Origin of the sequence: Nonomuraea rhodomycinica (genome assembly GCF_013363995.1) — a bacterium.
Lineage (GTDB): Bacteria > Actinomycetota > Actinomycetes > Streptosporangiales > Streptosporangiaceae > Nonomuraea > Nonomuraea rhodomycinica.
Map to the genome: position 1 here is coordinate 2251941 of NZ_JABWGO010000001.1, position 26410 is coordinate 2278350.

Consider the following 26410-nt stretch of genomic DNA (forward strand, 5'->3'; position numbering starts at 1 on the left):
TGCGCATAAATAGGTTTAGGGGAGTACGCGCAGCTCCCCTAGCCCTGCGAGGCCGGATTACTCGCGGCGGGCCGCCGGCGGGATCACCCCCAACCGAGCTCGACTAGCGGCGATCGAGCTCGTATCTGATCAAGTGCTTGTCGGCGGGTAGCACCGAGACCGCGACACGCACCGGCATATCAGCCCTGTCGTAACCAACTCGGACATACACGACAACTGGCGTGCCCAGTTCCAATTGAAGCCGTTCGGCTTCCTCTTGGTTGGGCATTCGCGCCCAAATGTCGTCAATCACACGAACTTGTTCGTGGCCGAGCTCCTCCAGAACGCGGTTCGCCCCTCGCGCGATGTCGCCTGGCCTGGCGATTTCCGAGTTGGCCACCAAATCCCGGGGGAAGTAGGAGTCGTTGGTGTTGTACGGCTGCCCGTCCACGAAGCGGAGCCGCCGGCGCACCACGGCGAGCTCCCCGTCGGCCAGCTCCAGCCGGCTGGCGATCTCCTCGACGGGCGTGACGGTCAGGACCTCGATGAGCTGGCTGGGCTCGCGGCCCTCCTGCGTGACGGCGTAGGCGAAGGCCTCGCGCAGTTCGCCGCTGGGCTGGGGTTCCAGCTCTCGCTGCGGATAGATGAGCAGCGGCCTGCGATCCCGGACGATCGTGCCGCGGCGCGGGGTGCGGGTGACCAGCCCCTCGTTGACCAGCTCACCGAGAGCCAGCCGGACGGTGTTGCGGCTCACCCCATGGTCCTCCATGAGCTGAGCCTCGGTCGGCAGCTGCGCTCCGGGACCGAGTACACCGGAGTAGATGGCCTTCCGTAGTTCGGAAGCCACCTGCTGATACAGCACCGACCTTGCCACTTTCACCCCTTATTGTGCCAACAATTTAGACGATCTGGTTCTAGCAGGCCACAACCCCTTGACCAAAGGGCCCCGACAGCCGCATCATCCATTCGTTGGTACAAATCCATCGAAAGGCCCGGGAGGGGGTGAGGGCCGGTGTCGCCGGTCCACGCGGGTACGCCATACCTGCCCTGGCAAGACCCAGACGATGCACCACGTTTACTGCGTTACGCGGTGCGCCGCCATACGTTCGGTCTTACCTGCTCGGACACCCGGAACGGCAGTACCGTGCCGACCAGGCCGACCGTGCGTTGCCGGCGACAGGAGTCCTCGCACTCCCCCACCGACTCCGTGCGCGAACCATCGATCTAGGACTCCATCCCTCGCCGGAGTCCTGGCGTCGCCGCGCATGGGGCTGGAAGCGCGTCCTGGCGGGTCCCCCACGCCCGCCAGGGCGCGCGTTCCGTTCTCTGCCCACGGTCGCCCCTCCGAGAGCCTCGGACGGCCGCCACGGCCCCGCGGGAGGCCGTTCACTCCCCGGCGGGCTCCCAGTCGACGAGCGTGAGACCGCTGGCCCCCGGCGTGAACACGCCTCTGACCCGCTCCCCGCCCACCGGCTCCCGGGCCGCCCGCCACCCGCCGTGCAGCAGGCAGTCCGGCACGGCGGCCGGCCGCACCATGACCACCACGTACGGCTCGCCGTCGCCCGCGCCGAACGCCTGGTGGTTGACGATCCAGCTCTCCACGGTCCCCTCGGGCTCGGCCGCCTCCCAGTGCCACCGCTCGGTCCGGCAGGCCGGGCAGAACGCCCTGGCCGGGAAGCGGGCGCGGCCGCAGGCGTCGCACCGCTGCACCGCGAACTCCCCCCGCCCGGTCCGCTCCCACCACGGGGCCGAGTCGCGGTCCGTCGCCACCTGGAACACCGGGCGCATGCGATCAGTCCTTCCTGAGGATCAGCGCCGACGTCGCGGGCAGCACGTACCCGGGCTGGGCCGTGGACAGGGCCACCTCCGCGCCCGGCACCTGCCGGTCCCCCGCGTCGCCGCGCAGTTGCGAGACGGCCTCGGCGACGTGGTTCATGCCGTGGACGTAGCCCTCCGACAGGAAGCCGCCGTGGGTGTTGACCGGCAGCTCGCCGTCCAGGGCCGTGGCGCCCGAGGCCGCGTACGGCCCGCCCTCGCCCTTCGGGCAGAACCCGTAGTCCTCCAGCTGGACGATCACCGAGTACGTGAAGCAGTCGTAGAGCTGGGCCACGTCCACGTCCCGCGGGCCGAGGCCGGCCCGGCCGTACAGGCGGGGCGCGAGGGCGGCGGCGGCCGTGGTGGTGGGGTCGGCGGGGCCGCCCGACAGGTGGCTCTCCCCGCCGCCCCAGGCGGCGGCCGAGACGAGCACGGCCGGCCGGCGCAGGTCGCGGGCCCGCTCGGCGGTGGTGACGACCAGCGCGCAGGCGCCGTCGGTCTCCAGGCAGCAGTCCAGCAGCCGGAACGGCTCGGCGATCCACCGGCTGGCGAGGTAGTCGTCGAGCGTGATGGGGGCGCGCATGAGGGCGCGGGGGTTCTTGACGGCGTTGGCGCGCTGGGTGACGGCCTGCCGGCCGAAGTGCTCGGCCGTGGTGCCGTACTTGAGCATGTGGGCGCGGGCGTACATCGCGTACTGCTGCGGCGGCGCGAACAGGCCGTACGGCGCCTGGTACTGCACCTCGGGGCTCGCGGGCAGGCCGCGGCCGGTGCCGCCCATGCGGAACTCCGAGCGGGCGTTGATCGCGCGGTAGCAGACCACGGTCTCGGCCACCCCGGCGGCCACGGCCAGCGCGGCCTGGCCGACGACGGCGTGGGAGACGCTGCCCCCGCCGAACTGGTCGAGATGCCAGCTCAGGTCGCGGATGCCGAGCGCGGGCCCGACCAGCGTGGGCGCCGCCGAGTCGCCGACGCGGTGGGTTGCCAGGCCGTCCACGTCGCCGGGGCCGAGCCCGGCGTCGTCCAGGGCGGCCAGCACGGCGCGGCAGGCCAGCGTGAGGGTGCTGACGCCCGAGTCCTTGGTGAACGGCGTGTAGCCCACGCCGGCGACGGCCGTACGGTCCCGGAAATCAAGCAAGCGCTTGGCCATCAGTCCATGCTAGGCCGCCCGTCGCGGGCCTGTCAACGAGACCCGCGGGCGGGGGCGGCTTGACAGGCTTTCCGCCCCGCGCCTACCGTCCAAGCAAGCGCTTGGTAAGATAGAGTCCGTCAGGCGGACGAAGGAGGCCCCACGATGAGCACACACGCTGCCCGGCTCGTCACGCCGGACGGCTGTGCCGGCCGTCCCACGCCCTACCAGCGCAGGACCCTCCACGGAGCCGCCATGCCCAACGGCCCTGTCCCCCAGAGCGCGAACGGCCACCTCGACGCGCTGCGGTTCCGCCAGGTGCTCGGCCGCTTCGCCACCGGCGTGGTGGCGATCACCGCGCTCGACCCGGCGACGGGCGGCCCGTGCGGGCTGGCGGCCAACTCGTTCACGTCCGTGTCGCTGGAGCCCCCGCTCGTCGCGTTCTGCGTGGCGCACACCAGCACGAGCTGGCCGCGCGTGCGGGGCGCCGACGTGCTGACCGTGAACGTGCTGGCCGAGCACCAGCAGCCGGTGTGCGCGCAGATGGCGACCAGGGGCGGCGACAAGTTCGCCGGCCTGAAGTGGACCGGCTCCCCCGGCGGCAACCCCGTGCTGGACGGGGCGCTGGCCTGGATCGACTGCGCGGTCGAGGCCGAGCACCCGGCCGGCGACCACGTGATCGTGGTCGCCCGGGTGCTCCAGCTCGACGTCCACGCCGACGGCGGTCCGCTGGTGTTCTTCCGCGGCGGCTACGGGGGCTTCGTTGAGCCTGCGTGAGGAGGCGCGGGCCTGGCTGGAGGAGAACCTGACCGGCCCGTTCGCCGGCGCGCGCGGCCTCGGCGGCCCCGGCCGCGAGCACGAGGGGCACGAGCTGCGGCTGGCCTGGGAGCGCCATCTCGGCAAGGCGGGCTGGACCTGCCTGGCCTGGCCCGAACGGTACGGCGGGCGGGCGGCGTCCCTGGCCGACCAGGTGGCCTTCCACGAGGAGTACGCGCGGGCCGACGCCCCGGCCCGCGTGGGCCACATCGGCGAAGGGCTGCTCGGCCCCACCCTCCTGCAGTTCGGCACGGAGGAGCAGAAGGACCGGTTCCTGCCGCCCGTCCAGCGCGGCGAGGAGCTGTGGTGCCAGGGCTACTCCGAGCCGGACGCGGGCTCCGACCTGGCCGGCGTGCGCACCCGCGCGCGCCTGGAGGGCGGCCGGTGGGTGATCGACGGGCAGAAGGTGTGGACGTCGCTGGCCCACGTGGCCGACTGGTGCTTCGTGCTCTGCCGTACCGAGCCGGGCTCCCAGCGGCATCGCGGCCTGTCGTACCTGCTGGTCCCGATGCGCCAGCCCGGCGTCGAGGTGCGGCCGATCGTGCAGATGACCGGCACGTCGGAGTTCAACGAGGTGTTCTTCGACGGCGCGACGACCGACGCCGCCAACGTCGTCGGCGCGCCCGGCGACGGCTGGCGGGTGGCCATGGCGACGCTCGCCCACGAGCGCGGCGCGTCCACGCTGGGGCAGCAGATCGGGTTCCGCCGGGAGCTGGACAAGGTCGTCGAGACGGCCCGGCGCACGGGGGCGGCCGAGGACCCGGTGCTGCGCGACCGGCTGGTCCGGGCCTGGCTGGAGCTGCGGATCATGCGCCTCAACGCGCTGCGGACGATGCGGCCCGACCCGGGGCCGGAGGCGTCGATCGGCAAGCTCTACTGGTCGGAGTGGCACCGAAGGCTCGGCGAGCTGGCCCAGGCGGTCCAGGGCCGGGCCGGGCTGGTCGCCCGCGACGGCGAGCTGAACGACCTGCAGCGGCTCTACCTGTTCAGCCGCGCCGACACCATCTACGCCGGGTCCAGCGAGATCCAGCGCACGATCATCGCCGAACGGACGCTGGGCCTGCCTCGATAGAGATCCTCTGGAGACGGGAGCACGATGGGACCCCTCTACCCGCGGGCGCACGGCCTGCTCGACGGCAAGGTCACGCTCGTGACGGCCGCGGCGGGGGCCGGCATCGGCTACGCGACCGCCCGGCGCTGCGCCGAGGAGGGCGCCGTCGTCGTCGTGTCCGACCGGCACGAGCGGCGCCTGGGCGAGGCCTCCGCGGCGCTGGCCGAGCTGACCGGCGTCGAGCCGCTGGCCGTGCCGTGCGACGTGACGTCGCAGGAGCAGGTGGACGGGCTGTTCGAGGCGGTGGAGCGGCGGCACGGGCGGCTGGACGTGCTCGTCAACAACGCCGGGCTGGGCGGGACGGCCGAGCTGGCCGCGATGACGGACGAGCAGTGGCACGCGGTCATCGACGTGACCCTGACCGGCACCATGCGCTGCACCAGGGCCGCCGTGCGCCGGATGGCCGCCCAGGGCTCCGGCGTCATCGTCAACAACGCCTCGGTCGTGGGCTGGCGGGCGCAGCGCGGGCAGGCGCACTACGCGGCGGCCAAGGCCGGCGTGATGGCGCTGACCCGGTGCGTCGCGCTGGAGGCGGCCGGGCACGGCGTGCGGGTCAACGCGGTGGCGCCGTCGCTGGCCGTCCACCCGTTCCTGGCGAAGGTGACCAGCGAGGACGTGCTGGCGGAGCTCACGGCGCGCGAGGCGTTCGGGCGCTCGGCGGAGCCGTGGGAGGTGGCCAACGTCATCGTCTTCCTGGCCAGCGACTACGCGTCGTACATGACGGGCGAGGTCGTGTCCGTCTCCTCTCAGCACCCCTGATACTCACCATATCTTGGCTCACAGGATATAGTGGGCTCGTGAACGTCACCGAGCCCATGTTCCTCGCCCTCACCGCGTTGGTGGACGAGCCCCGGCATGGTTACGGCATCGTCCAGGAGGTCGAGCGCCTGTCCGGCGGGCGGGTGCAACTCAAGATCGGCAGCCTGTACGGCGTGCTGGACCGGCTCGCCGGCGACGGACTGGTCGAACTCGACCGCGAGGAGATATGGCGGGGACGGCTGCGGCGCTACTACCGGCTGACCGACGACGGCGCGCGGATCCTGGAGGAGGAGGCCGCCCGGCTGGCCGCCAACGCCGCCGCCGCGCGCTCCCGCCTGCGGGCGAGGGGCCTGCCGGCGCGCCCGGCGGAGGGCACGACGTGAGACCGAGCATCTGGAGGACTGCGTGAACGATCCCGAGCCGGTGTTGCTGGAGCGCCGCTACCGTGCCGCGTTGCGGCTCCTGCCGGCCTCCTACCGGGCCGAGCGGGAGGAGGAGATGGTCGCGGCGTTCCTGGAGATGTCCGGTGACGTCCCCGACGAGCGCGGCCCCCGGCCGCGGTGGGGCGAGCTCGCCAGCGTGGCCGCCCTCGCGGTGCGGGTGCGGCTCGGCGGCGCGGGCGCGCGGGCCGCCGCCTGGGGTGAGACGGTCCGGCTCGTGGCGCTGCTCGGCCTGGCCTACCAGGCGACGCTGGGCGTTCACGGCCTCGTGTGGCGGGCGGCCTCGGCCGCCGCGCACCTTCCCGTCCTCGGCGCCGCCCCCTCGCCGTTCCCGGTGGTGGCCGATGTGCTCTGGGTCGTCGCGTTCGTGGCCGTCATGCGCGGCTTCACCGGCCCCGCCAAGGTCACGGCGGTCGCGGCGGGAACGGTCTCGCTCCTGCTGATCGGCGCCGGGCCGGGCGACCAGCTCACCTGGGCGGCGCCGCCCGCCGCGCTCATGGCGTCGGTGCCGGTGCTCGCGCTGCTGGCGGGCTTCCACGCCGAGGCGCCGGCGACCGTCCGCCCGTGGCGCCTCCTCCTGCCCCCGGTGGCCGCCGTCCTGCCGTCGGTGCTGCTCCTGCGGGCGCCGCTGCCGTGGGACTCGGCGTTCGAGCCGCTGCTGGCTCTGTCGTCCCTGTTCCTTCCCGACGCGATCGCGGCCGTGGCCTGTGCCGTGGCGGGTGTCGTCGCCCTGCGCCGCGGGTGGGCACCCTCGGCTCGCCTCGCGCTGGCGGCGGCGGGGACGCTGCTGCTCGCGTGGCGCCTGCCCATGGCGTGGCCGGTGCCGGGCGCCGAGGTGGTGTGGGGGCCCGCCGCGGTGCTGTGCGGCGTGCTCGCGGTGGTGATACCGCCCCTGGCCGTCACGGGGAGGCGGCTGCTGCCCCCGGCGCGGCGCATGAGACCCGGTCGGGCCGCCTGACCAGCGGCCTGACCGACCGCCTGACCGGCTGGGCCAGGCGGCCCGACCCGGCCGCCTGACCGTCCACCACATCCGCCCTGACAACCTAGGCGGCGGGGGCGGGGACGCCCTACTGTCCGGTGTATGGCAACCCGCTCCTCCTTCCTGCTCGACGTTCTCACCACGGAGTTCGGCGAGTCGATCAAGCGCGAACCGGCCGCGTTCCGGCGCAAGTTCCGCAAGATGGCCGCCTCGCCGTTCGCGTTCTACCGTGGCAGCGCGAGCCTGTTCTACGCCGACCTCACCGGCGACTTCGCCGACGACTCCTACCTGGACGGCCCCACCAGCCGGGTCTGGATCCACGGCGACCTGCACGCCGAGAACTTCGGCACGTACATGAACGCCTCCGGCGTGCTCGTCTTCAACGTCAACGACTTCGACGAGGCGTACGTCGGGCCGTACACCTGGGACCTCAAGCGCTTCGCCGCGAGCGTGGCGCTCATCGGGTACGCCAAGGCCCTGTCGGACGAGGTGATCACCGCGCTCGTGCGCGGCTTCGCCGTCTCGTACCTGGACGAGCTGACCGCCATCGCACGGGGCGGCGACGACGCGATCGGGTCGCTCACGCTCGGCACCACGACCGGCGTCCTGCACCGGGTGCTCCAGACGGCGCGGCTGCGTACCCGGGTGGCCATGCTCGACGTGGAGACCGTCATCGACGACTACGACCGGCGCTTCGCGATCATGGAGGGGCGGGAGCCCGTCGACCCGGACGTCCGCTCGGCCGTGCTCGCCGCGTTCGAGGACTACCTGACCACGCTGCCCGCGCAGACGACCTCCGTCGAGCACGTCATCAAGGACGTCGCGCTGCGCAAGGGGGTCGGCATCGGGTCGGCCGGGCTGCCCTCGTACAACCTGCTGCTGGAGGGGCGCTCGCAGGCGCTGGAGAACGACGTCATCCTCTACATGAAGCAGGCCCAGGTGCCGGCCGTGGCGCGGTACATCACCGACGAGAAGGTGACCGGCTACTTCCTGCACCAGGGGCACCGGACCGCCGAGTCGCAGCGGGCGCTGCAGGCGTACGCCGACCCGTGGCTCGGCTACACCACGCTGGGCGGCGTGGGACAGATGGTGGCCGAGGTCTCGCCGTACTCGGCCGACCTGGACTGGGACGACGTCAACGAGCCGGCCGAGCTGGACTCGATCGTGCGCGACCTGGGCCGGGCGGTGGCGCGCATGCACGCCGTCGCCGACGACGAGTCCAGCCACGACCTCGTGGACTTCTCGACCGAGGAGTCGATCGTGGCGGTGGTGGGCGACGACGGCGCCGGGTTCGTCGGCATGCTGGTGGACTTCGCGCACCGGTACGGGACCCAGGCCCGCGCCGACCACCAGACCTTCGTCGACCTCTTCCGCAACGGCCGGCTCCCCGGCGTGTGACCCGTCGGCCTCAGAGGAGCTCGCTCAGAGCAGCTCGCGCAGCGCCCTGGCCAGGTTGCCGGGCGCCTGCGGCTCGTAGCGCAGGAACAGGTACGGCTCCGTGAGCTCCAGCTCGATCACCACCGGAGTGCCGTCGGGCAGCCGGACCAGGTCGATCCGCGCGTACAGAAGGGCTTGGGGGATGGCGGCAAGCACCTTCTCGGCGAGCTCGACCTGGTCCGGGTCCGGGGTGCGGAGCTGCGCCCGCACGTGATCGGCGCCCGACTTGCCCGGGGTCAGCATGGGCGTGCGGCGGACGGCGTGGCTGAAGCGGCGGTTGAAGTACAGGAGCGAGGTCTCGCCCTCGGACTCGACCATGTCGAGGTAGGGCTGGACCATGGGCGTGCGTCCGGACGCCTCCAGCAGGGCGGCGTGCGCGGCCGCCGCGGCGCGGTCGGTGGTCCTGATGGTGTCGCGGGCGCCCGCCGAGATCGCCGGCTTGACGACGTACTCCTGCCAGTCGGGAAGGTTCTCCGCCGACCAGTGCGTGGGCACGACGGGGAGCCCCAGGCGGCGCAGGTAGGTCTTGTCGGTGTTGTCGGCCAGCACCGAGGCGGGGTTGAGCAGCTTCGTGTGTTCCTCGACCCGCCGGGCCCAGGCGAGGAACTCGTCGCGCCGGGAGACGTAGTCCCACACGGAGCGCACGACCACGGCGTCGTAGGCCGCCCAGTCGGCGGCGGGGTCGTCCCAGCGCTCGGCGCGCCCGTCGACGCCCTCCTCCTTCCAGGCGGCCAGGACGAGCTCACGCTCGTCGTCATGGTCGTCTTTGTCGTCAAACGTCACATATGCACAGGTAGTCACGGCGACGATGGTACGGCCCATCGCCCGCGCGGCCCGAGAGGCGGGGAGGGGCCCCACCTCGCGGGGGTCATCGTCGGCCCGGGGTCTCCTCCCGGGGCCGTCGCGGGCCGTGGCGGCGGGCCGTCGCGAGCCGTCGCGGGCTGTGGCGGGCTGTGGCGGGCCGTCGCGGGCCGTGGCGCGTCCGGCTTCCTTCCGTGATCGATCGCGCGTGAGCGGCGCCCGGATCGCTCGTGCGCGACCTCCGGAGGATCGACGAGCGGCGCCCGGCTGCCGCCCCGGCTTCGCCGAGGGCCGTTCGAGACCCCCGGGAGCTTGGACCGGGGCGCGGTCACGCAGCAGGCCGGGCTCGCCACTCTCACGGAAGCCCTGAGGGCGCCTAGTCGACGCGGTTGCTCACGGCCGCGCCGCTGCGGCGGGCGGCGGTGGAGGTGTTGGCGTTGACCGAGGTGACGTTGGTGGAGGCGCCGGTGCCCCTGTTCTGGACCGCGATGTCGCCGAAGATGTTGCCCGACTGGGAGGACTCGCGGTTGGAGCTGGAGTCGGAGACGGCCGTGTCGGCGCCGGCGGGGGCGACGGCCAGGCTCGCGGCCGTGGCGAGGGCGGCGCCGGCGGTGACCAGGACGAGGCCGGTGGCGCGGAGCTTCTTCATGAGGGTCTCCTCGGGGTTAGTAGACGGTTCGGAGATGAGGGTGAGCGGCTTGGGCGGACGCATCGAGAGCGGCCGGCCGGGGCGAAGGACTACCGGCTGGAGCCACCGGCTGGAGCCAGGCATGCCTCGATGAGGCCGAGGTCGGAGCCGTCCGCCGGAGAAGAACCCCCCGGGGGATGAGGGCCCAGGGAGAGAGAGGCCCACCGGGGGAGAGCCTCTCCGGCGGAGGAGCTCCCGGAAGGGGCTGCCTGCCCGGGAGGGAATGGCAGGCATGGGCGGCCTGCCGGGAAGGGAGCGGCAGGCAGCATCGTGCACCGGGATGGGGGGCGGACTTCGGGACGGGATGGACGTGGATACGGCGTGGGCCCGGGTGCGAGCGTGGAGCCGGACCGCGACCCTGATCGAGGGCAGGTGAAAGGGGGATCTGCCGACGACCAGGTCGGGGCGGAGGGCAGGTTCGGAGGAGACGGGGCGGGCCGGCCGAAGTACAGGGTGGTGGTTGATGGGCGGCTGGGTGGGCTGAGGGGGGGTGGCGGGCCGTGAGGCCGGTAGGACCGACAGGGCCTGCGCTCGGTCAACGGGAGACGGGCTGGCTCAGGAGACTGGCTGGGCCGGAGATGGGCTGGGCCGGACGGAGGCTCGGGGCTCAGTAGAAGACGTAGGTGATGACGGTGCTGCCCTGGGTCGCCGTCGTCGCGACACCGTTGACGTTGTTGACGCTGGTGGAGCGGCCCCAGCCGAGGTTGGACGCGTCGACGTCGCCGAAGGTGTTGCCGGACTGCGAGGAGTCGATGTTGCGACTCCAGTTGTCGGTCCAGGTGTCGGCGTTCGCCGGGGCGGCCAGCAGGGTGAGCGCGGCGGTCGCCGTCATGGCACAGGCGGCGCTCAGACTCTTGATCACTTCGGTACGGCTCCTTCGCCGATGGACGGGCAGGCTGTCTGACTGGACCGATCCTATAACGCTGCGTTACTGATCCATAGCATAGGGTGATCAGAATTTTGCTCGGGTCTTCCGTACGCTGACACAAGATGTCAGTGGACCACTCCTAGCGTCACCCGCATGATCTACGAGCTTCGGCGCTACACCCTGCACCCTGGGCGGCGCGACACCTTGATCGAGTTGTTCGAGCGCGAGTTCGTCGAGTCGCAGGAGGCGGTGGGCATCGGTGTGGCCGGCCAGTTCCGCGACCTGGACGCGCCAGACATCTTCTTCTGGATGCGGAAATTTCCCGACATGGAGGCTCGCCGGGTGGCGCTGGCCGCCTTCTACGGCGGCCCCGTCTGGAAGGCCCACCGCGAGGCGGCCAACGCGACGATGATCGACTCCGATGACGTCCTGCTGCTCCGCCCGGCGGCCTTGTCCGTCGGTCACGGCGAGCCCCCGACGCGCTCTCAGGACGCTCTCGGCGGTCCAGACACCGCGAACGATCCGTCCCAGGCGCGCCACCTCGGAGCGGCGGACGACCCGATCCCGGCCGAGCACCACGGCGCCACCGGCGATCCCTTCCCGGCCACGACGCGGCCTCCTGTAGGAGCCGTCGCTCTCCCGGGGTCCGTGTACCTCGCGACCGTTCACCATGTGGTGGGAGATGTGGCGGGGTTCCCGGCCTTCTTCGCCGAGCGTGTCGTTCCGGTGCTCGCGGAGGGCGGCGGGTCACCGGTCGCGTGCTTCGAGAGCGAGCACTCCCCCAACACCTATCCCGCCCTCCCCGTACGGACTGGCGAGGACGTCTTCGTGTGGTTCGCCCGGTTCGAGCGGGAGGAGGACCTGGGGAAGGCCCGCGGGGTTCTGGAGGAGGAGGTGTCCCTGCTGGAGGGACGCGTGGCGGGTCCGCCGCAGCGCTTCCGCCTCGCCCCCACCGCCCGATCCGCCCTCCGCTGACCGGGAGTTCCTCGCCACCTTCCGTCCTCGACCGAGTGGGAGTTCCTCGCCACCTTCCGTCCTCGACCGAGCGGGAACCCCTCACCACCTCTCCGCCCCACCCAGCGGGAACCCTCTCACCACCTTTCCGCCCCACCCAGCGAAATGGCCGCCACCCACTCGGTCCTCGGCCGGAAGCCTCGACGCCTGCCTCGCCTCCTCCACCCGAGAGCCGACCGCTCGCCCGACCCCTCGGCCGGAAGGCGCTCCGCCCACTCGACCCTCCGACAACCTCACCGAGGCTCCGCCGGTCCGGTGTCACGGCATGGCGGGGTGTCCGGCCCAGCGCCACGCCGGTGTCTCACCGCCCCCATGGACCTGGATCTCCGCGCCCGTCACATATCCGGGGCTGCCGAGCCACAGACACACCCGCGCCACGTCCTCCGGCGTCGCCATGCGGCCCGCCGGGATCGTGGCCTCGGCCGCCGCGCGCCCGCCCTCGTAGTGCTCCTCCGCGTTCTCCGTGGCCGCGAGGCCGACCACCACCGAGTTGACCCGTACCTCGGGAGCCCACTCCGCCGCCAGGCAGCGCGCCAGGTGGTGCAGGCCGGCCTTGGCGGCCCCGTACGCGGAGGTGCCGGGCGAGGGGCGTGTGCCGCTCGCGCTGCCGATCATGATGACGGCCCCGCCCGACGCCTTCAGGAGCGGGTACGCCCGCTGCGACACCAGCAGGGGCGCCGTCAGGTTGAGCTCGATGACGCGGGCGTGCAGGCGGGGCGAGGTGCCGTCCAGGGGCGCCTGGGGTGAGCCGCCCGCGTTGTTGACGACGACGTCCAGCCGGTCGAACCCGGAGATCAGGCGGGCGACGTCCGCGGGATCACGCACGTCGGCCCGGACGAACTCGATGGGCACCATGTCCGCCTCCCTGCCGGTCCGGGCGGACGCGTCCCCTGTCTCCCCCGCCGGCGGGGTGCGGGCGCAGACGACGACCGTGGCGCCCGCCTCCCGGAAGGCTCGGGCGATGCCGGCGCCGATCCCCTTGGTCCCTCCCGTCACGAGGACGACCTTGCCCGCGTAGTCGTAAGTCACGGTCACGGGTGCTACCGTACCAAGCAAGCGCTAGGACAAAGCAAGCGCGGGACGAAGCAAGCGAGGCGAGCACTCCGGGAGTGGGATGGGAATCACGCTGCGCGCCGGCCCGATCGCCGAGGTCGTCATGGACGTCCCGCCGGTCAACGCCCTCGCCGTACGGCACTGGCACGACCTGGCGGACGCCCTCCACGACGCCGGGCGGGACCCCGTGACCCGGGTCGTCGTCCTGCGCGCCGAGGGACGCGGGTTCAACGCGGGCGTGGACATCAAGGAGATGCAGGCCGGCGACGGCCACCAGGCGCTCGTCGGAGCCAACCGGGGCTGCCACGCCGCCTTCGCCGCCGTCTACGACTGTCCCGTGCCGGTGGTGGCCGCGGTCCACGGCTTCTGCCTGGGCGGCGGCATCGGGCTGGCCGGCAACGCGGACGTCGTCGTGGCCTCCGACGACGCCTACTTCGGGCTGCCCGAGGTGGACCGCGGGGCGCTCGGCGCGGCGACGCACCTCGCCCGGCTCGTCCCGGCGCACCTCATGCGGGCCATGGTCTACACCTGCCGCAACGTGACGGCGGCCGAGCTGCTGGCGTTCGGCTCGGTGCTGGACGTGGTGCCGCGCCAGGCGCTGCCGGACGCCGCGATGGAGGTGGCCGGGCGCATCGCCGACAAGGACCCGTGCGTGATCCGGCTGGCCAAGGAGTCGCTGAACGGCATCGATCCCGTGGACGTCAAGCGGAGCTACCGGTTCGAGCAGGGGTTCACCTTCGAGCTGAACCTCCTCGGCAAGGGCGACGAGCACCGCCACCGCTTCGTGGCGGGTTCATGAGCGCGGAGGCGGGGCTTGGGCGCGGAGGCGGGGCTTGGGCGAGGAGGCCGCATGGGCAAGGTCATGACCGTCGAGGAGGTCGTCGGGCGGCTGGAGAGCGGCATGACGATCGGGATCGGCGGCTGGGGTTCGCGGCGCAAGCCGATGGCCCTGGTGCGAGGCCTGCTCCGCGCGCCGTTGCGGGACCTCACGATCGTCTCGTACGGCGGGCCGGACGTGGGCATGCTCTGCGCCGCCGGCAAGGTCCGCCGGGTCGTCGCCCCGTTCGTGACGCTCGACTCGATCCCGCTCGAACCGCACTTCCGGCGGGCCCGCCAGAACGGGGCCGTCGAGTTCACCGAGTACGACGAGGGCATGTTCATGTTCGGCCTGCTGGCGGCGGCGCACCGGCTGCCGTTCCTGCCGACGCGGGCCGGGCTCGGCTCGGACGTGATGCGGGTCAACCTGCACCTGCGGACCGTCCGCTCGCCGTACGGGGACGGGGAGGAGCTGGTGGCCGTGCCCGCGCTCACGCTGGACGCGGCGCTGGTCCATCTCAACCGGGCCGACCGGCGCGGCAACGCCCAGTACCTCGGCCCGGACCCGTACCTCGACGACCTGTACGTCAAGGCGGCGGCGAGCGCCTACGTCTCGTGCGAGCGGCTGGTGGACACCGCGGACCTGCTCAAGGAGGGGCCGGTGCAGTCGCTGCTGGTGAGCAGGTCGATGGTGACCGGCGTGGTGGAGGCGCCCGGCGGGGCCGGGTTCACCGCGTGCGAGCCGGACTACGGGCGCGACGAGGAGGCGCAGCGGCGTTACGCGGAGACCCCTTGGGAGGAGTACGTGCGCGGTGAACAGGGCTGACGTCGGTGAGGAAGGTACGTGCGCGATGAGCAGGGCCGACGTCTGCGTGGTGGCGTGCGCCGAGGCGTTCAGGGGCGACGGCGAGATCCTGGCGGCGGGGATCGGCGGGGCGGTCACGGTGCTGGGGGCGCGGCTGGCGCGGCTGACGTTCGAGCCGGACCTGCTGACCAGTGACGGCGTCTGCCTGCTCACCGGCGACGTGCCGGCGCTGGGCGAGGCGCCCGAGGTGGTCGAGGGCTGGCTGCCGTTCCGCGACCACCTGTGGCTGGTGCTGAACGGCCGGCGGCACGTGATGCTGGGCGCGAGCCAGATCGACCGGCACGGCAACACCAACATCTCGTGCATCGGCGACTGGGACCGGCCCAGGGCGCAGCTCCTCGGCGTGCGCGGGGCCCCGGGCAACACCCGCTGCGACCCGACGAGCTACTGGATCCCGCGCCACTCCCCCCGGGTGTTCGTGCCGAAGGTGGACATGGTCAGCGGCGTCGGCACCGACAGGGGCGCGCACGGGCTGCGGCGGGTGGTGACGGACCTCGCGGTGCTGGACCTCGGCGGGCCCGGGGGCACGATGCGGCTGGTCTCGGCGCATCCCGGGGTGAGCGTGGAGGAGGTGGTGGCGGCCACCGGGTTCGAGCTGGACGTGCCCGCCGACGTGCCCGAGACCCGGACGCCCACGGCCGGGGAGCTGCGGCTGCTGGACGAGGTGCTGGACCCGCGCGGCCTGCGCCACCGCGAGGTCCCCGAGCCCCGCGCCGGAGGTAACGGAGCTGCCGGGGGCGCGGCGTGAGGACCGCGCTGACCGAGCTCGTCGGCTGCCGCCACCCGATCGTGCAGACCGGCATGGGGTACGTGGCGGGCGCCCGGCTGGCCGCGGCCACCTCCCGCGCGGGCGGTCTCGGGATCATCGCCGCCGCCACGATGTCGGTGACCGAGATGACCGGCGCGATCAGGACCGTCAAGGAGCGCACGGACGCCCCGTTCGGGGTGAACATCCGCTCCGACGCCGACGACGCCGCCGAGCGGGTCGAGGTGATGATCCGCGAGGGGGTGCGGGTCGCCTCGTTCGCGCTGGCGCCGCGCAGGGAGCTGATCGCCCGGCTGAAGGACGCGGGCGTGGTGACGATCCCGTCGGTCGGGGCGCGGCGGCACGCCGAGAAGGTGGCCTCCTGGGGCGCCGACGCGGTGATCGTGCAGGGCGGCGAGGGCGGCGGGCACACCGGGCCGCTGGCCACGACGCTGCTGTTACCGCAGGTGGTGGACGCCGTGGACATCCCGGTGGTCGCCGCCGGGGGGTTCTTCGACGGGCGGGGGCTGGTGGCGGCGCTGGCGTACGGGGCGTGCGGGATCGCCATGGGCACGCGGTTCCTGCTGACCCGCGACTCGCCGGTGCCCGACGCGGTCAAGCGGCTCTACCTGGAGGCGGCCGAGACGCTGGTCACCACGAAGGTGGACGGCGTGCCGCACCGGGTGCTGCGCACGCCGTTCGTGGAGTCGCTGGAGCGCTCACGGCTGTGGCGGGCGGTGGTCAACGGGGCGCGGTTCAAGCGGCTGTCCGGGCTGTCGTGGGCGGCGATGATCCGCGAGGGGCGGCGCATGCGGCACGGCCGCGACCTGACGTGGGCGCAGGTGCTCCAGGCGGCGAACACGCCGGTGCTGCTGCGGGCGGCCATGGTGGAGGGCCGCGGCGACCTCGGGGTGATGGCCTCGGGCCAGGTGGTGGGGGTGATCGGCGACCTGCCGTCGTGCGAGGAGCTGATCGGGCGGATCATGGCGGAGGCGGAGGCGGCGCTGAAGCGCCTGCCCGTCCGCTGACGGCGGGCGCCGGGGCACGCCGTCCGCTGAGGGCGTGCCCCGGCGGAAGCAGCGGATCGGGGTCCACGCGCGTTCTCAGGTCATGAACATGGAGACAGCCGCCCGCGCGCCCGCCCCGCCGGGCGCCGAGGCGGTGCTGGCCGGCCTGTACGCCGAGCACCGGCTCGCGCTGGTGCGCCTGGCGCTGCTGCTCGTCGGGGACCGGGAGAGCGCCGAGGACGTCGTCCAGGACGTCTTCTCCAGGATGCACGGCAGGCGTCCCGAGACGTTGAGCCTGGCGTACGTGCGCGTCGGCGTGCTGAACGCCGCGCGCTCGCTCCTGCGCCGGCGCGCCGTCGCCGCGCGGGTCCTGCCGGGACGGCGGGAGGAGCCGGTGGGCTCCGCGGAGACGGCCGCGCTGCTCGGCGAGGCACGGCAGGAGATGCTGGCCGCGCTGGGCCGGCTGCCCAGGCGGCAGCGCGAGATCCTCGTGCTGCGTTACTACCTCGATCTGTCCGACGCCGACATCGCGCAGGCGACGCGCGTCCGGGAGAGCACCGTGCGGTCCACCGCCTCCAGGGCCCTGGACCGGCTCAAGCGCGAACTGGGAGAGCTGGAGGACAAGGCATGACCGGCGTCGAGGAACGACTCAGGGACGCGCTGGCCGCCAAGGCCGCGACCGTGCCGGACGACGGGGCGACGGGGGTGCTGCCCGTGCCGCGCGCGAGGCGGTCCGGCGGCAGGTGGTGGGCGCCGGTGGCGGTGGCGGCGGCGATCGTCGTCGTGGTGGCGGCCACCGTGGTGGGCACGCGCACGGTCGCGCCGGTCGCGCCGCCTGTCCCGGCCGCGCCGGTCACCTCCGCCCTCGGCGGCTTGGCGCCGCCGGTCCGGCAGGTGTGGCCGGGCGCGGTGCACGAGATCCCGACCACGGCGCCGGGCGGCCGGGCGTTCGTGCCGAACGGGTTCGTCAGCGACCGGGTCGTGGTGGGACAAGGGCTCACGAAGAACCGGCCCGACGGCATCTGGTCGTACGACGTGGACAAGCGGCGCTTCACCAGGATCGCCCCGCTCGTGAAGGGGCGTCAGCCGCACGGGCCGGTGGTCTCCGGCGACGGGTACGTCGCGTGGTCGACGATCCACGACGGCAACGTCGAGATCTGGGCCGTGCCCGTCGGCGGAGGGGTCCCGCGCCGCCTCGCCTCGGTCACGGCCCCGGTCTCCAGCGACAACGAGATCTTCGGGGCGCAGAGCCTGGCCATCGCGGACGGCATGGCCGTGTGGTCGGCGTCGGACGGCGGGGTCTACCGCGTCCGGCTGAACTCGAAGGGCGCCGAGTGGATGCTGGTCCTCGGGTCGAAGGGCTTCCACCTGGTGGAGTGGCCGTGGGCCGGCTGGCCGCGGAAGGAGCGCGGGCTGGATCACGAGGTCACCCGCCCCATGGAGCACCTCAAGAACGTGATCACGGGCGAGACCCGCGACGCGAGAGCCCCTTCCGGGCGGACGTCGTGGAACGACTGCGGGCTGACGTGGTGCCTCAACGGTGCCGAGGCGTGGCGGCGCGACGGCACGGGCCGGCGCGCGCTCCCGGGCGCGGCCACGGACGCGCTCCTGTCGGGCCGCTTCGTCCTGCTGCACCAGCGGGACCGGGCGGGCAGGGCCGCCACGGCCGTGCACGACATCGCCACGGGACGCACCGGCCTGCTGTTCACGACCCCGACCCGCAAGGGCGACAAGGCCCCGCCGACCCTCCACCTGCAGGACGGCATGGTGTGGTACCAGACGGGACGCGGCACGCAGGTCCTCGTGGACCTGGCCCACGCCGCCCGATGACGGTCAGGAGGGTCAGGACGATCAGAGCACGGTGATGCCGCGGGCGGCCAGGATGGCGGCCGCCTGCGCCTGATTGACGATCGCGCCCGCGAACGCCCTCAGCTTGGCGTCGTCGGGCTCGCCGAGGTCGGCGCCGCGCAGGTCGGCCTTGGCGAAGACGGTCCTGATCAGCTTGGTGCCGCGCAGGCGGCAGTCGCTGAACGTCGCCCCGGTGAAGTCGCAGCCCGACAGGTCGGCGTCGTCGAAGCGCACGCCCTCGATGACCTGCCCGCGCAGGGAGCAGCCGCCCAGGTTGGCCAGGGTGAGGTTGGAGCGGGTGAGCGTGAAGCCGGTGCCGCGCGTGGCGGTCAGCGACGCGCCGATCATGCGGCATCCGGTGAACGAGACGTCGCTCAGCAGCGCCCCGCCGAACCGGGCCGAGGCCAGGTCGACGTCCGTGAAGCTCGCGTCGACGAGGTCGGCGTCGTCGAAGCGCAGGCCCATGCCGCCGCCTCCGCCGAAGACGGCCCCGTCGAGGTCGGCCTTGCGGAAGTCGGCCCGCTCCAGCACGCACGACTCGAAGCGCGCCCCGCCGAGGGCGGCGCCGCGCAGGTCGGCGCCGGTCAGGTCGCAGCGGCGGAAGACGTGGACCTCACCGGGCGCGAGCCGCTCGCCCAGCGCGGAGTGGGACAGGTCCTCGCCTTCGACGTCCATGCCGTCAGAGCTCCTCGCCGTAGACCCGCGTGCCGAAGCTCCTGGCCGTGGAGCCGCGTGCCGTCAGAGCCTACCCGTGATCACCTCGGCCGCGGCCTGGCCGCAGACGGTCGCCGAGCCGTACGTGGCGATGTGGACGGCGCCGACGTCGGCGCGCAGCGGCAGGCCCATCTCGACCACCACGGTGTCGGGCCGGGCGCTGAGCAGGTGGCGCAGGGCCTGGCTCTGCCAGGGGTGGCGGTGCGCGTCGCGGACGGCCACGACCAGCGGCCGCCCGGCGGCCCCGCGCAGGAGCTCCTCCAGCGCCGGGCCCGTGGTGAGGGCCGCGGTGAGGCGGGTCACGGAGGTGCCGGGCAGCAGCCGGGCCAGCGGCTCCCCCACGCCCCAGGGGGTGGCCTTGTCGATGGCCAGGTTCATCTCGGGGGCCAGCTCGATCACGACGGGCGCGGCGGTGAGCGGCAGCACGGGCTCCGCGGACCTGCGGGTGACGCGGACGGCCCGCCGGGCGGCGGCGAGCCCCGCGTGCCCGCCGAGCGGGTGCCCGTCGAGCGCGCGCCCGTCAGATGCGTGCCCGTCACGTGCGTGCCCGTCACGTGCGTGCCCGTCACGTGCGTGCCCGTCACGTGCGTGCCCGTCACGTGCGTGCCCGTCACGTGCGTGCCCGTCGGGTGAGAGGGACGGCGGGGTGGTGGCGCTGCCCGAGGAGGCGGCCCAGGCGCCGAGCTCGCGGACCCTGCGAGCGGCGTCGGCCAGGCGCTCCTCGGGCAGCACGCCCGCGGTGACGGCGGCGACGACGGCGTCGCGCACCTCGACGGCGGTCGCCTCGTCGGCGTGCTCGCCGCCGACGCAGATCGCGTCGGCGCCGGCCGCGATGGCGCGGGCCGCCGCGCCGCCGATCCCGTACGCGCCGGCGACGGCGGCCATCTCGATGCCGTCGGTGACGATCAGCCCGTCGAAGCCCAGCTCCTCCCGCAGCAGGCCGGTGAGGATCTTGGGGCTGAGGGTGGCCGGGAGCACGCCGTCGAACGACGGGACGAGCAGGTGCCCGGTCATGATCGCCTTGACCCCTTCGTCGATCACCTCGCGGAAGGGGCGCAGCGCGTCCTCGATCCCGCCGGCCGCCACGACGGGCACGTCGTGGTGGGAGTCGACCGAGGTGTCGCCGTGGCCGGGGAAGTGCTTGGCGCAGGCCGCCACGCCCGCCGACTGGATCCCGCGGACGAACGCCCGGGCGTGCCGGGCGACCAGCGCCGGCTCGGCGCCGAAGGACCGCAGCCCGATGACGGGGTTGTCCGGGTTGGAGTTGACGTCGGCGGACGGGGCGAAGTCGATGGTGATCCCGGCGGCGGCGAGCTGGGCGCCGAGGTCGCGGGCGAGCGTCTCGGTCAGCTCCACGTCGTCCACGACGCCGAGCGCGTAGCCGCCGGGCCGGCTGCTGCCGGTGCTCACCTCCAGCCGCGTCACCTCGCCCGACTCCTCGTCGGTGCCGACGAGCACGGCGGGGTTCTCGGCGCGCAGGGCGGCCGTCAGCGCGGCCACCTGGGCGGGGCCGGTGATGTTGCGGGTGAACAGCACCACCCCGCCGAGCCCCTCGCCGAGCCGGCGCCGGAGCCAGTCGGGAGGGGTCGTCCCCTCGAATCCCGGCATGAGGACGGCGTCGGCCAGGCGTAGCAGGTGGGCGCTGTTGGGCATGCCTCGCAATCTAATAGGAAAGTTTCCTATTTGCTAGTGGCATTTTCGGACGTGGAGGGGCGTCAGAGGCGTTCCAGGATGGTGACGTTGGCCTGGCCTCCGCCCTCGCACATGGTCTGCAGGCCGTACCGGCCGCCGGTCCGCTCCAGCTCGTGCAGCAGCTTGACGGCCAGCACGGCGCCGGTCGCGCCGAGCGGGTGGCCGAGCGCGATGGCGCCGCCGTTGGGGTTGACCCGCTCCGGGTCCGCGCCGGTCTCCTTGATCCAGGCCAGCACGACCGAGGCGAACGCCTCGTTGATCTCCACCACGTCCATGTCGCCGATGGACATGCCGGCCTTGCGCAGCGCGTACGCGGTGGCGGGGATCGGCGCCGAGAGCATCACGACGGGGTCGGCGGCGCGTACGGACAGGTGGTGGACGCGGGCTCGCGGGGTCAGTCCGTGCGCCCGCACGGCCCGCCCGGAGGCGACGAGGAGGGCGGCGGCGCCGTCGGAGATCTGCGAGGCCAGCGCGGCGGTGAGCCGGCCGCCGTCCACGAGCGTCTTCAGCGCGGCCATCCGCTCGGGGCTCGTGTCGCGGCGCGGCCCCTCGTCGTCGGCGACGCCCTCGTACGGCGTGATCTCCCGGGCGAAGCGGCCCCCGTCGATCGCCGCGATCGCCCGCCGGTGCGAGGCGTAGGCGTAGGCCTCCATGTCCTCGCGGGAGACGTCCCAGGCGGCGGCGATCTGCTCGGCCCCGGCGAACTGCGAGATCTCCCGCGTGCCGTACCGCTCGCTCCAGCCCTTGGAGCCGGAGAAGGGCGTCTCGTGGCCGAGCGGCACGCCCGCGTGCATGGCCGAGGAGATCGGCACCATGCTCATGTTCTGCACGCCGCCCGCCACGACCAGGTCGGCGGTGCCGGACAGGACCGCCTGCGCGGCGAAGTGCAGCGCCTGCTGGGAGGAGCCGCACTGGCGGTCCACCGTGACGCCCGGCACCTCCTCGGGCAGCCCGGCGGCCAGCCAGCAGGTGCGGGCGACGTCGCCGGCCTGCGGCCCGATGGTGTCGACGCAGCCGAAGACCACGTCCTCCACGGCGGCCGGGTCGGCCCCGGTGCGCGCCATCAGCTCTTTCAGCACGTGGGCGCCGAGGTCGGCGGGGTGGGCGCGCGACAGGCCGCCGTTCCTGCGCCCGACCGGGGTCCTGACCGCGCCGACGATGTAGGCCTCGTTCATCACCGTATGGTAGCAAGCGCTTGGTCAGGTCGAGAACGCCTCATGAGCAGGCACACTTCCGTGAACAAGCGATTGCCTCAGGGCCCATAATGGGAAGCGTGACAACGCGTAAGAGCTCCGGCTCCACCACGGCCGCCCCCGCCAAGCGCCAGCGCGCGGGTTCCTCGGGCTCGGCCTCGGAGCGCCGCGACCATCTGGTCAAGCTCGCCGCGGAGATCTTCGCACGCAAGGGCTTCCAGGCCACGACCGTACGCGAGATCGCCACAGAGGCGGGCATTCTCTCCGGCAGTCTCTATCACCACTTCGACTCCAAGGAGACGATCGTCGACGAGGTGCTGTCCACCTTCCTCGACGACCTCATCGCCCGCTACCGCGCCGCCCTGGAGTCCGGCTCCGACCCGCGCACGGTGCTGTCGGAGATGGTGCGCATCGGCTTCGGCACGCTGGAGCCGCACCGCGCCGCGATCACCGTCATGCAGAACGACTGGAACTACCTGCGCCAGTTCGAGCGGTTCAACTACCTCGTCAAGGCCGAGGACGAGGTCGAGCAGATGTGGGTGGCGCAGATCAAGGCCGGCCAGGCGGCCGGGCAGCTCCGCGCCGACGTCGACCCCAAGCTCACCTACCGCATGATCCGCGACACCATCTGGGTGGCCGTGCGCTGGTTCCGGCCCGGCGGCCGGCTCAACACGACCGGCCTGGCCGAGCACTACATCACGGTGCTCTTCGACGGACTGGCCACCGGCGAGCGCACCACCCAGAAGGGATGAGCGCGCCCGGAGGGACGAGCGCGCCCGAGGCCGTGCGCGACGCGGTGCGCACGGCCCTGCGCGCGGCGGCCGAGCCGGCCAAGGCCCCGCTCATGCAGGCGTACATGAAGTCCTCGATGCCCTTCCTCGGCGTCCAGGCGGGGCCGCGCCGGGCCGCGCTCAAGCGGGTCTTCGCCGGCCACCGCATCGCCACCGCGCCCGAGTGGCGGCAGGCCGTGCTCGCGCTCTGGCGCGAGGCCGAGTACCGCGAGGAGCGCTACGCGGCGGTCGAGCTGACCGGCCACGCGCACTACCGCGCGTTCCAGACGCTCTACACGCTGCCCATGTACGAGGAGATGATCGTCAGCGGCGCCTGGTGGGACTTCGTGGACGAGCTGGCCACGCACCGCGTCGGCGGGCTGCTGGCCGCCTTCCCCGAGGCGATGCGGCCCCTGCTGCTGGAATGGGCGCACGACGGCGACCTGTGGAAGCGGCGCACGGCCATCCTGTGCCAGAACCGGTTCAGGCAGCGCACCGACACCGCGCTGCTCTACGCCTGCATCGAGCCGAGCCTGTCCGACAACGACTTCTTCGCCCGCAAGGCGATCGGGTGGGCGCTGCGCGAGTACGCCAAGACCAACCCCGACGAGGTCGTGCGCTACGTGCGGGCCAAGGGCATCAGCGGGCTCAGCCGCCGCGAGGCGCTGAAGAACCTGCCCGTAGCCTGAGCCCGCCGCCTCAACGGGTCCACATTCAGCGGGTTCCCACGCCTCGGCCGGTCCACCGGCCTCAGCGGGTCCACAGGGCGTCCTGCACGGCCTGCACCAGCGCCATCAGCTCCGGCGTGACCCGCTCCCGCGACCACGCCAGCCCGTAGGTGATTCGCAGGTCGCCGGCCGCCAGCGGCACGAAGGTCACGTCGTCGCGGCGCACGGCCCGCACCAGGAGCTGCGGGGCCGGCAACAGCCCCGCGCCGGCCGCGACCAGGTCGAGGGCCGCGGCGAAGTCGTCTCCGGGCGCCGCCCGGGTGCGGCCCGGCAGCCCCGGCCACGGCCGCCCGCCCGGCGCGAGCACCGTGCGGCCCGCCAGGTCGCGCGGCTCGACGCGGGGCCGGGCGGCGAGCGGATGCCCGGCGGGCACGGCCAGATGGTCCACCGACACGTGGAAGCGGGCCCCGGTGACCAGGGGCGCGGGCGCGGGGACGACGAGCACCGCCGCCGACACCTCGCCCCCCGCCAGCGCGGCCGACGCCTCGGCGCGGTCGGCGACGCGCAGCTCCACCCCGACGGGCGGGGTGCGCGCGGCCAGCCGCCTGGCGACCCGGGCGACGAGCGAGCCCACGAGCGGTGGATAAGCAAGGTGAATGCTCGGCCGGGCCAGCCGGGACGCCTCCGCCGAGAAGGCCGACGCCGACTCCAGCACCTGCTCCGCGTACGGCAGCAGGGCCCTGCCCTCGGCCGTGAGCCGGACCGCCCGCGCGCTGCGCTCGAAGAGCCGGAGCCCGGCCGACCGCTCCAGCCGGGTGATCGCCTGGCTCATGGCGGGCTGCGACATCCCGAGGTCGGCGGCGGCCCGCGAGAAGCTGAGCCGGTCGGCCACGCGGGCGAAGCACTGGATCTCCCGGAGCATAAGCGTCACGAATCCATGGTGCACCCACCGGGGAGTGCCGGGCACGATTCCCGGCATTGATCACCGACGCGTGGCGATCGCGCCACGACGACCCAGGGAGCAGACATGTCCACGCCGCCCGCCTTCCCCGCCTCCACCGTGCTGGGCTATCCCCGGATCGGCCCGCGCCGCGAGCTGAAGCGCGCCCTGGAGGCGTACTGGGACGGCCGCTCGACCCGCGAGGAACTGGACCTCGCCGGGGCCGAGCTGCGGGAGCGGACCTGGCTCCGGCTCGCCGAGCTGGGGCTGGAGGCGCTGCCGTCCAACACCTTCTCCCTCTACGACCACGTGCTGGACACGGCCGTGCTGCTGGGGGCGGTGCCGAAGAGGTACCTGGACGCCGCGGACCCCTACTTCGCCATGGCCCGCGGCACGGACGGCCTCGCGCCGCTGCGGATGACCAAGTGGTTCGACACGAACTACCACTACATCGTGCCCGAGATCGGGCCCGACACGGCCTTCGCCCTCGACGCCGCCAAGCCCCTCGGCGAGGTGCGGCAGGCGCGGGCGCTGGGCCTGGAGACCCGGCCCGTGGTGCTCGGGCCGGTGACGTTCCTGCTGCTGTCGGAGCGCGGCGCGGCGGCGCTGGACCGGCTCGGCGACGTGCTGGCCTGCTACGAGCGGCTGCTGGCGGAGCTGGCCGCCGAGGGTGTCGCCTGGGTGCAGCTCGACGAGCCCGCGCTGGTGACCGACCTCGGGCCGGCCGGGCTCGCCGCGGTCCGGGAGGCCTACGAGCGGCTCGGCGGCGCGGCCGAGCGGCCCGGCCTGCTCGTCGCCGCCCCCTACGGCGACCTGGGCGAGGCGCTGCCGGTGCTGGCCGCCACGCCCGTGGAGGCGATCGGCCTCGACCTGGTGCGCGGCGGCCTGGACGGGGTCGCGGCGCTGGCGGGCAAGACCGTGGTGGCGGGCGTGGTGTCCGGGCGCGACGTGTGGCGCACCCCGCCGGAGCGGGCCGCGCACGCGCTGCGGACGGTCCGGGCGCACGCCGCCCACGTGGTGGTCGGCACGTCCTGCTCGCTGCTGCACGTGCCCTACGACGTGGCGGCCGAGCCGGACCTCGACCCGGCGCTGCGGGCGCGGCTGGCCTTCGCCGAGCAGAAGGTCGCCGAGGTGGTGGAGCTGGCGCGCTCCTCCTGGGACGGCCCCGAGCCGGCGGCGGCGTCGGTGCCGCTGGCCGCGCCCGTCCCGGCCGGGGAGCGGGCGCCGTACGCGGTGCGCGCCGCCGCCCAGGCCGAGCGACTGGGGCTGCCGCCGTTGCCGGTCACCACGATCGGCTCGTTCCCGCAGACCGGCGAGCTGCGCGCCGCCCGCGCCGCCGTGGCGGCCGGGACGCTGCCGGAGCCGGAGTACGACCGGCTGGTCGAGGCGGAGATCGAGCGGGCCGTGCGCGCCCAGGAGCGGCTCGGCCTCGACGTGCTCGTCCACGGCGAGCCGGAGCGCAACGACATGGTGCAGTACTTCGCCGAGCACCTGGACGGCTTCGCCGTCACCCGCAACGGCTGGGTCCAGTCGTACGGCAGCCGCTGCACGCGCCCGCCGATCCTGCACGGCGACGTCTCGCGGCCCGGGGCGATCACCGTGCGGTGGGCCCGTTTCGCCCAGTCGCTGACGGACCGCCCGGTCAAGGGCATGCTCACGGGGCCGGTCACGATCGTCGCCTGGTCGTTCGTCCGGGACGACCTGCCGCTGCGCGACGTGGTGTTCCAGGTGGCGGAGGCGATCCGGGAGGAGGTGTCCGACCTGGAGGCGGCCGGGGTGCCGGTGATCCAGGTGGACGAGCCGGCGCTGCGTGAGCTGCTGCCGCTGCGCCGCGCCGCCCAGGCCGACTACCTGGAGTGGTCCGTCGCCGCGTACCGGCGGGCCACCTCGGGCGCGGGCCCGGCCACCCAGATCCACACGCACCTGTGCTACTCGGACGCCGACCAGATCCTGGCCGCGATCGACGGCCTGGACGCCGACGTCACCACCGTCGAGTCGGCCCGCTCGGGCGGGCGGATCCTGGGGGCGGTCGGCGGGTTCGGGCGCGGGCTCGGTCCGGGGGTGTACGACATCCACTCGCCGCGGGTGCCGGGCGGCGAGGAGGTGGAGCGGCTGCTGCGCGAGGCGCTGAAGGCCCTGCCGGCCGGGCGGCTGTGGGTGAACCCGGACTGCGGGCTGAAGACCCGCACGTACGCGCAGGTCGAGGCGGCGCTGGCCAACGTGGTGGCGGCCACCCGCCGCCTGCGCGAGGAGCTGATCGCCTGAC

General features: G+C 73.7%; 27 protein-coding genes. 16 read left to right on the forward strand and 11 right to left on the reverse strand.

Going from position 1 to position 26410, the window contains the following annotated elements:
* Positions 1–103 precede the first annotated feature (103 nt).
* The 3 genes from HT134_RS10305 to HT134_RS10315 all read right to left on the reverse strand — a co-directional run bounded on the left by HT134_RS10305 (position 104) and on the right by HT134_RS10315 (position 2941).
* Entirely contained in the window at positions 104–841 is a 738-nt protein-coding gene (locus HT134_RS10305) for a GntR family transcriptional regulator (RefSeq protein ID WP_312888056.1), read from the reverse strand.
* Between the two features lie 524 nt (positions 842–1365).
* Positions 1366–1767 carry a Zn-ribbon domain-containing OB-fold protein gene (locus HT134_RS10310; protein WP_175599895.1) on the reverse strand — a complete coding sequence of 134 codons (402 nt, stop codon included), beginning with the start codon at positions 1765–1767 and terminating at the stop codon, positions 1366–1368.
* A gap of 4 nt (positions 1768–1771) precedes the next feature.
* On the reverse strand, positions 1772–2941 hold the full coding sequence (locus HT134_RS10315) for a thiolase C-terminal domain-containing protein (protein ID WP_175599896.1): 1170 nt from the start codon (positions 2939–2941) through the stop codon (positions 1772–1774).
* Positions 2942–3085: 144 nt separating this feature from the next.
* Here HT134_RS10315 and HT134_RS10320 point away from each other — a divergent pair, with 144 nt between their 5' ends.
* The 6 genes from HT134_RS10320 to HT134_RS10345 all read left to right on the forward strand — a co-directional run bounded on the left by HT134_RS10320 (position 3086) and on the right by HT134_RS10345 (position 8423).
* Positions 3086–3697 (forward strand): flavin reductase family protein, encoded by a 612-nt coding sequence (locus HT134_RS10320; RefSeq protein WP_376768078.1) that lies wholly within the window; start codon positions 3086–3088, stop codon positions 3695–3697.
* Positions 3684–4808, forward strand: coding sequence for an acyl-CoA dehydrogenase family protein (locus tag HT134_RS10325; RefSeq protein WP_175599897.1), 1125 nt, complete (start codon positions 3684–3686; stop codon positions 4806–4808). The genes HT134_RS10320 and HT134_RS10325 overlap by 14 nt, the downstream gene beginning before the upstream one ends.
* 24 nt (positions 4809–4832) lie before the next feature.
* On the forward strand, positions 4833–5606 hold the full coding sequence (locus tag HT134_RS10330) for an SDR family oxidoreductase (RefSeq protein ID WP_175599898.1): 774 nt from the start codon (positions 4833–4835) through the stop codon (positions 5604–5606).
* A 38-nt stretch (positions 5607–5644) separates the two neighbouring features.
* A complete protein-coding gene (locus HT134_RS46845) occupies positions 5645–5989 on the forward strand; it encodes a PadR family transcriptional regulator (RefSeq protein ID WP_312888057.1) in 345 nt (114 codons plus the stop codon).
* A gap of 22 nt (positions 5990–6011) precedes the next feature.
* Positions 6012–7004 carry a hypothetical protein gene (locus HT134_RS10340; RefSeq protein WP_175599899.1) on the forward strand — a complete coding sequence of 331 codons (993 nt, stop codon included), beginning with the start codon at positions 6012–6014 and terminating at the stop codon, positions 7002–7004.
* A gap of 123 nt (positions 7005–7127) precedes the next feature.
* Positions 7128–8423, forward strand: coding sequence for a DUF2252 domain-containing protein (locus HT134_RS10345; RefSeq protein WP_175599900.1), 1296 nt, complete (start codon positions 7128–7130; stop codon positions 8421–8423).
* 24 nt (positions 8424–8447) lie between these two features.
* On the opposite strand, the gene HT134_RS10350 is transcribed toward HT134_RS10345, so the two are convergent.
* The 3 genes from HT134_RS10350 to HT134_RS10360 all read right to left on the reverse strand — a co-directional run bounded on the left by HT134_RS10350 (position 8448) and on the right by HT134_RS10360 (position 10813).
* Positions 8448–9263 carry an ATP-grasp domain-containing protein gene (locus HT134_RS10350; RefSeq protein ID WP_175599901.1) on the reverse strand — a complete coding sequence of 272 codons (816 nt, stop codon included), beginning with the start codon at positions 9261–9263 and terminating at the stop codon, positions 8448–8450.
* A 376-nt stretch (positions 9264–9639) separates the two neighbouring features.
* Positions 9640–9912: a hypothetical protein gene (locus HT134_RS10355; protein ID WP_175599902.1), complete on the reverse strand. Its 273-nt coding sequence runs from the start codon at positions 9910–9912 to the stop codon at positions 9640–9642.
* 646 nt (positions 9913–10558) lie between these two features.
* Positions 10559–10813: a hypothetical protein gene (locus HT134_RS10360; protein WP_175599903.1), complete on the reverse strand. Its 255-nt coding sequence runs from the start codon at positions 10811–10813 to the stop codon at positions 10559–10561.
* Positions 10814–10972: 159 nt separating this feature from the next.
* Between HT134_RS10360 and HT134_RS10365 the strand changes: the two genes are divergently transcribed.
* A complete protein-coding gene (locus tag HT134_RS10365) occupies positions 10973–11794 on the forward strand; it encodes an NIPSNAP family protein (protein WP_175599904.1) in 822 nt (273 codons plus the stop codon).
* A 297-nt stretch (positions 11795–12091) separates the two neighbouring features.
* On the opposite strand, the gene HT134_RS10370 is transcribed toward HT134_RS10365, so the two are convergent.
* A complete protein-coding gene (locus tag HT134_RS10370; RefSeq protein ID WP_175599905.1) occupies positions 12092–12868 on the reverse strand; it encodes an SDR family oxidoreductase in 777 nt (258 codons plus the stop codon).
* A gap of 79 nt (positions 12869–12947) precedes the next feature.
* Between HT134_RS10370 and HT134_RS10375 the strand changes: the two genes are divergently transcribed.
* The 6 genes from HT134_RS10375 (at position 12948) to HT134_RS10400 (ending at position 18149) form a co-directional block, all read left to right on the forward strand.
* Positions 12948–13685: an enoyl-CoA hydratase family protein gene (locus HT134_RS10375; RefSeq protein WP_175599906.1), complete on the forward strand. Its 738-nt coding sequence runs from the start codon at positions 12948–12950 to the stop codon at positions 13683–13685.
* Positions 13686–13736: 51 nt separating this feature from the next.
* Positions 13737–14528: a CoA transferase subunit A gene (locus HT134_RS10380; RefSeq protein WP_217707266.1), complete on the forward strand. Its 792-nt coding sequence runs from the start codon at positions 13737–13739 to the stop codon at positions 14526–14528.
* A gap of 25 nt (positions 14529–14553) precedes the next feature.
* A complete protein-coding gene (locus tag HT134_RS10385; RefSeq protein WP_175599907.1) occupies positions 14554–15315 on the forward strand; it encodes a CoA-transferase subunit beta in 762 nt (253 codons plus the stop codon).
* Positions 15312–16340: an NAD(P)H-dependent flavin oxidoreductase gene (locus HT134_RS10390; RefSeq protein ID WP_175599908.1), complete on the forward strand. Its 1029-nt coding sequence runs from the start codon at positions 15312–15314 to the stop codon at positions 16338–16340. The genes HT134_RS10385 and HT134_RS10390 overlap by 4 nt, the downstream gene beginning before the upstream one ends.
* Before the next feature lie 82 nt (positions 16341–16422).
* Entirely contained in the window at positions 16423–16950 is a 528-nt protein-coding gene (locus HT134_RS10395) for an RNA polymerase sigma factor (RefSeq protein WP_246363629.1), read from the forward strand.
* Complete coding sequence (locus tag HT134_RS10400) at positions 16947–18149, forward strand: TolB family protein (protein WP_175599909.1); 1203 nt, start codon at positions 16947–16949, stop codon at positions 18147–18149. The genes HT134_RS10395 and HT134_RS10400 overlap by 4 nt, the downstream gene beginning before the upstream one ends.
* Positions 18150–18170: 21 nt before the next feature.
* On the opposite strand, the gene HT134_RS10405 is transcribed toward HT134_RS10400, so the two are convergent.
* From HT134_RS10405 to HT134_RS10415, 3 genes are all read right to left on the reverse strand, one after another.
* Positions 18171–18842 (reverse strand): pentapeptide repeat-containing protein, encoded by a 672-nt coding sequence (locus HT134_RS10405; protein WP_175599910.1) that lies wholly within the window; start codon positions 18840–18842, stop codon positions 18171–18173.
* A gap of 63 nt (positions 18843–18905) precedes the next feature.
* The gene (locus HT134_RS10410; RefSeq protein WP_175599911.1) at positions 18906–20534 is read right to left on the reverse strand and encodes a glycoside hydrolase family 3 N-terminal domain-containing protein; all 1629 of its coding nucleotides are present in this window, start codon (positions 20532–20534) and stop codon (positions 18906–18908) included.
* Between the two features lie 62 nt (positions 20535–20596).
* Positions 20597–21748 (reverse strand): acetyl-CoA C-acetyltransferase, encoded by a 1152-nt coding sequence (locus tag HT134_RS10415; protein ID WP_175599912.1) that lies wholly within the window; start codon positions 21746–21748, stop codon positions 20597–20599.
* 89 nt (positions 21749–21837) lie between these two features.
* On the opposite strand from HT134_RS10415, the gene HT134_RS10420 reads away from it, so the two are divergent.
* Positions 21838–22518: a TetR/AcrR family transcriptional regulator gene (locus HT134_RS10420; protein ID WP_217707267.1), complete on the forward strand. Its 681-nt coding sequence runs from the start codon at positions 21838–21840 to the stop codon at positions 22516–22518.
* Entirely contained in the window at positions 22515–23225 is a 711-nt protein-coding gene (locus tag HT134_RS10425; protein ID WP_175599914.1) for a DNA alkylation repair protein, read from the forward strand. The genes HT134_RS10420 and HT134_RS10425 overlap by 4 nt, the downstream gene beginning before the upstream one ends.
* Positions 23226–23286: 61 nt before the next feature.
* Here HT134_RS10425 and HT134_RS10430 read toward each other — a convergent pair whose 3' ends face one another.
* A complete protein-coding gene (locus HT134_RS10430) occupies positions 23287–24126 on the reverse strand; it encodes a LysR family transcriptional regulator (RefSeq protein WP_246364348.1) in 840 nt (279 codons plus the stop codon).
* Positions 24127–24231: 105 nt separating this feature from the next.
* Between HT134_RS10430 and metE the strand changes: the two genes are divergently transcribed.
* Positions 24232–26409, forward strand: coding sequence for a 5-methyltetrahydropteroyltriglutamate--homocysteine S-methyltransferase (gene metE / locus HT134_RS10435; RefSeq protein ID WP_175599916.1), 2178 nt, complete (start codon positions 24232–24234; stop codon positions 26407–26409).
* Position 26410: the final 1 nt, after the last annotated feature.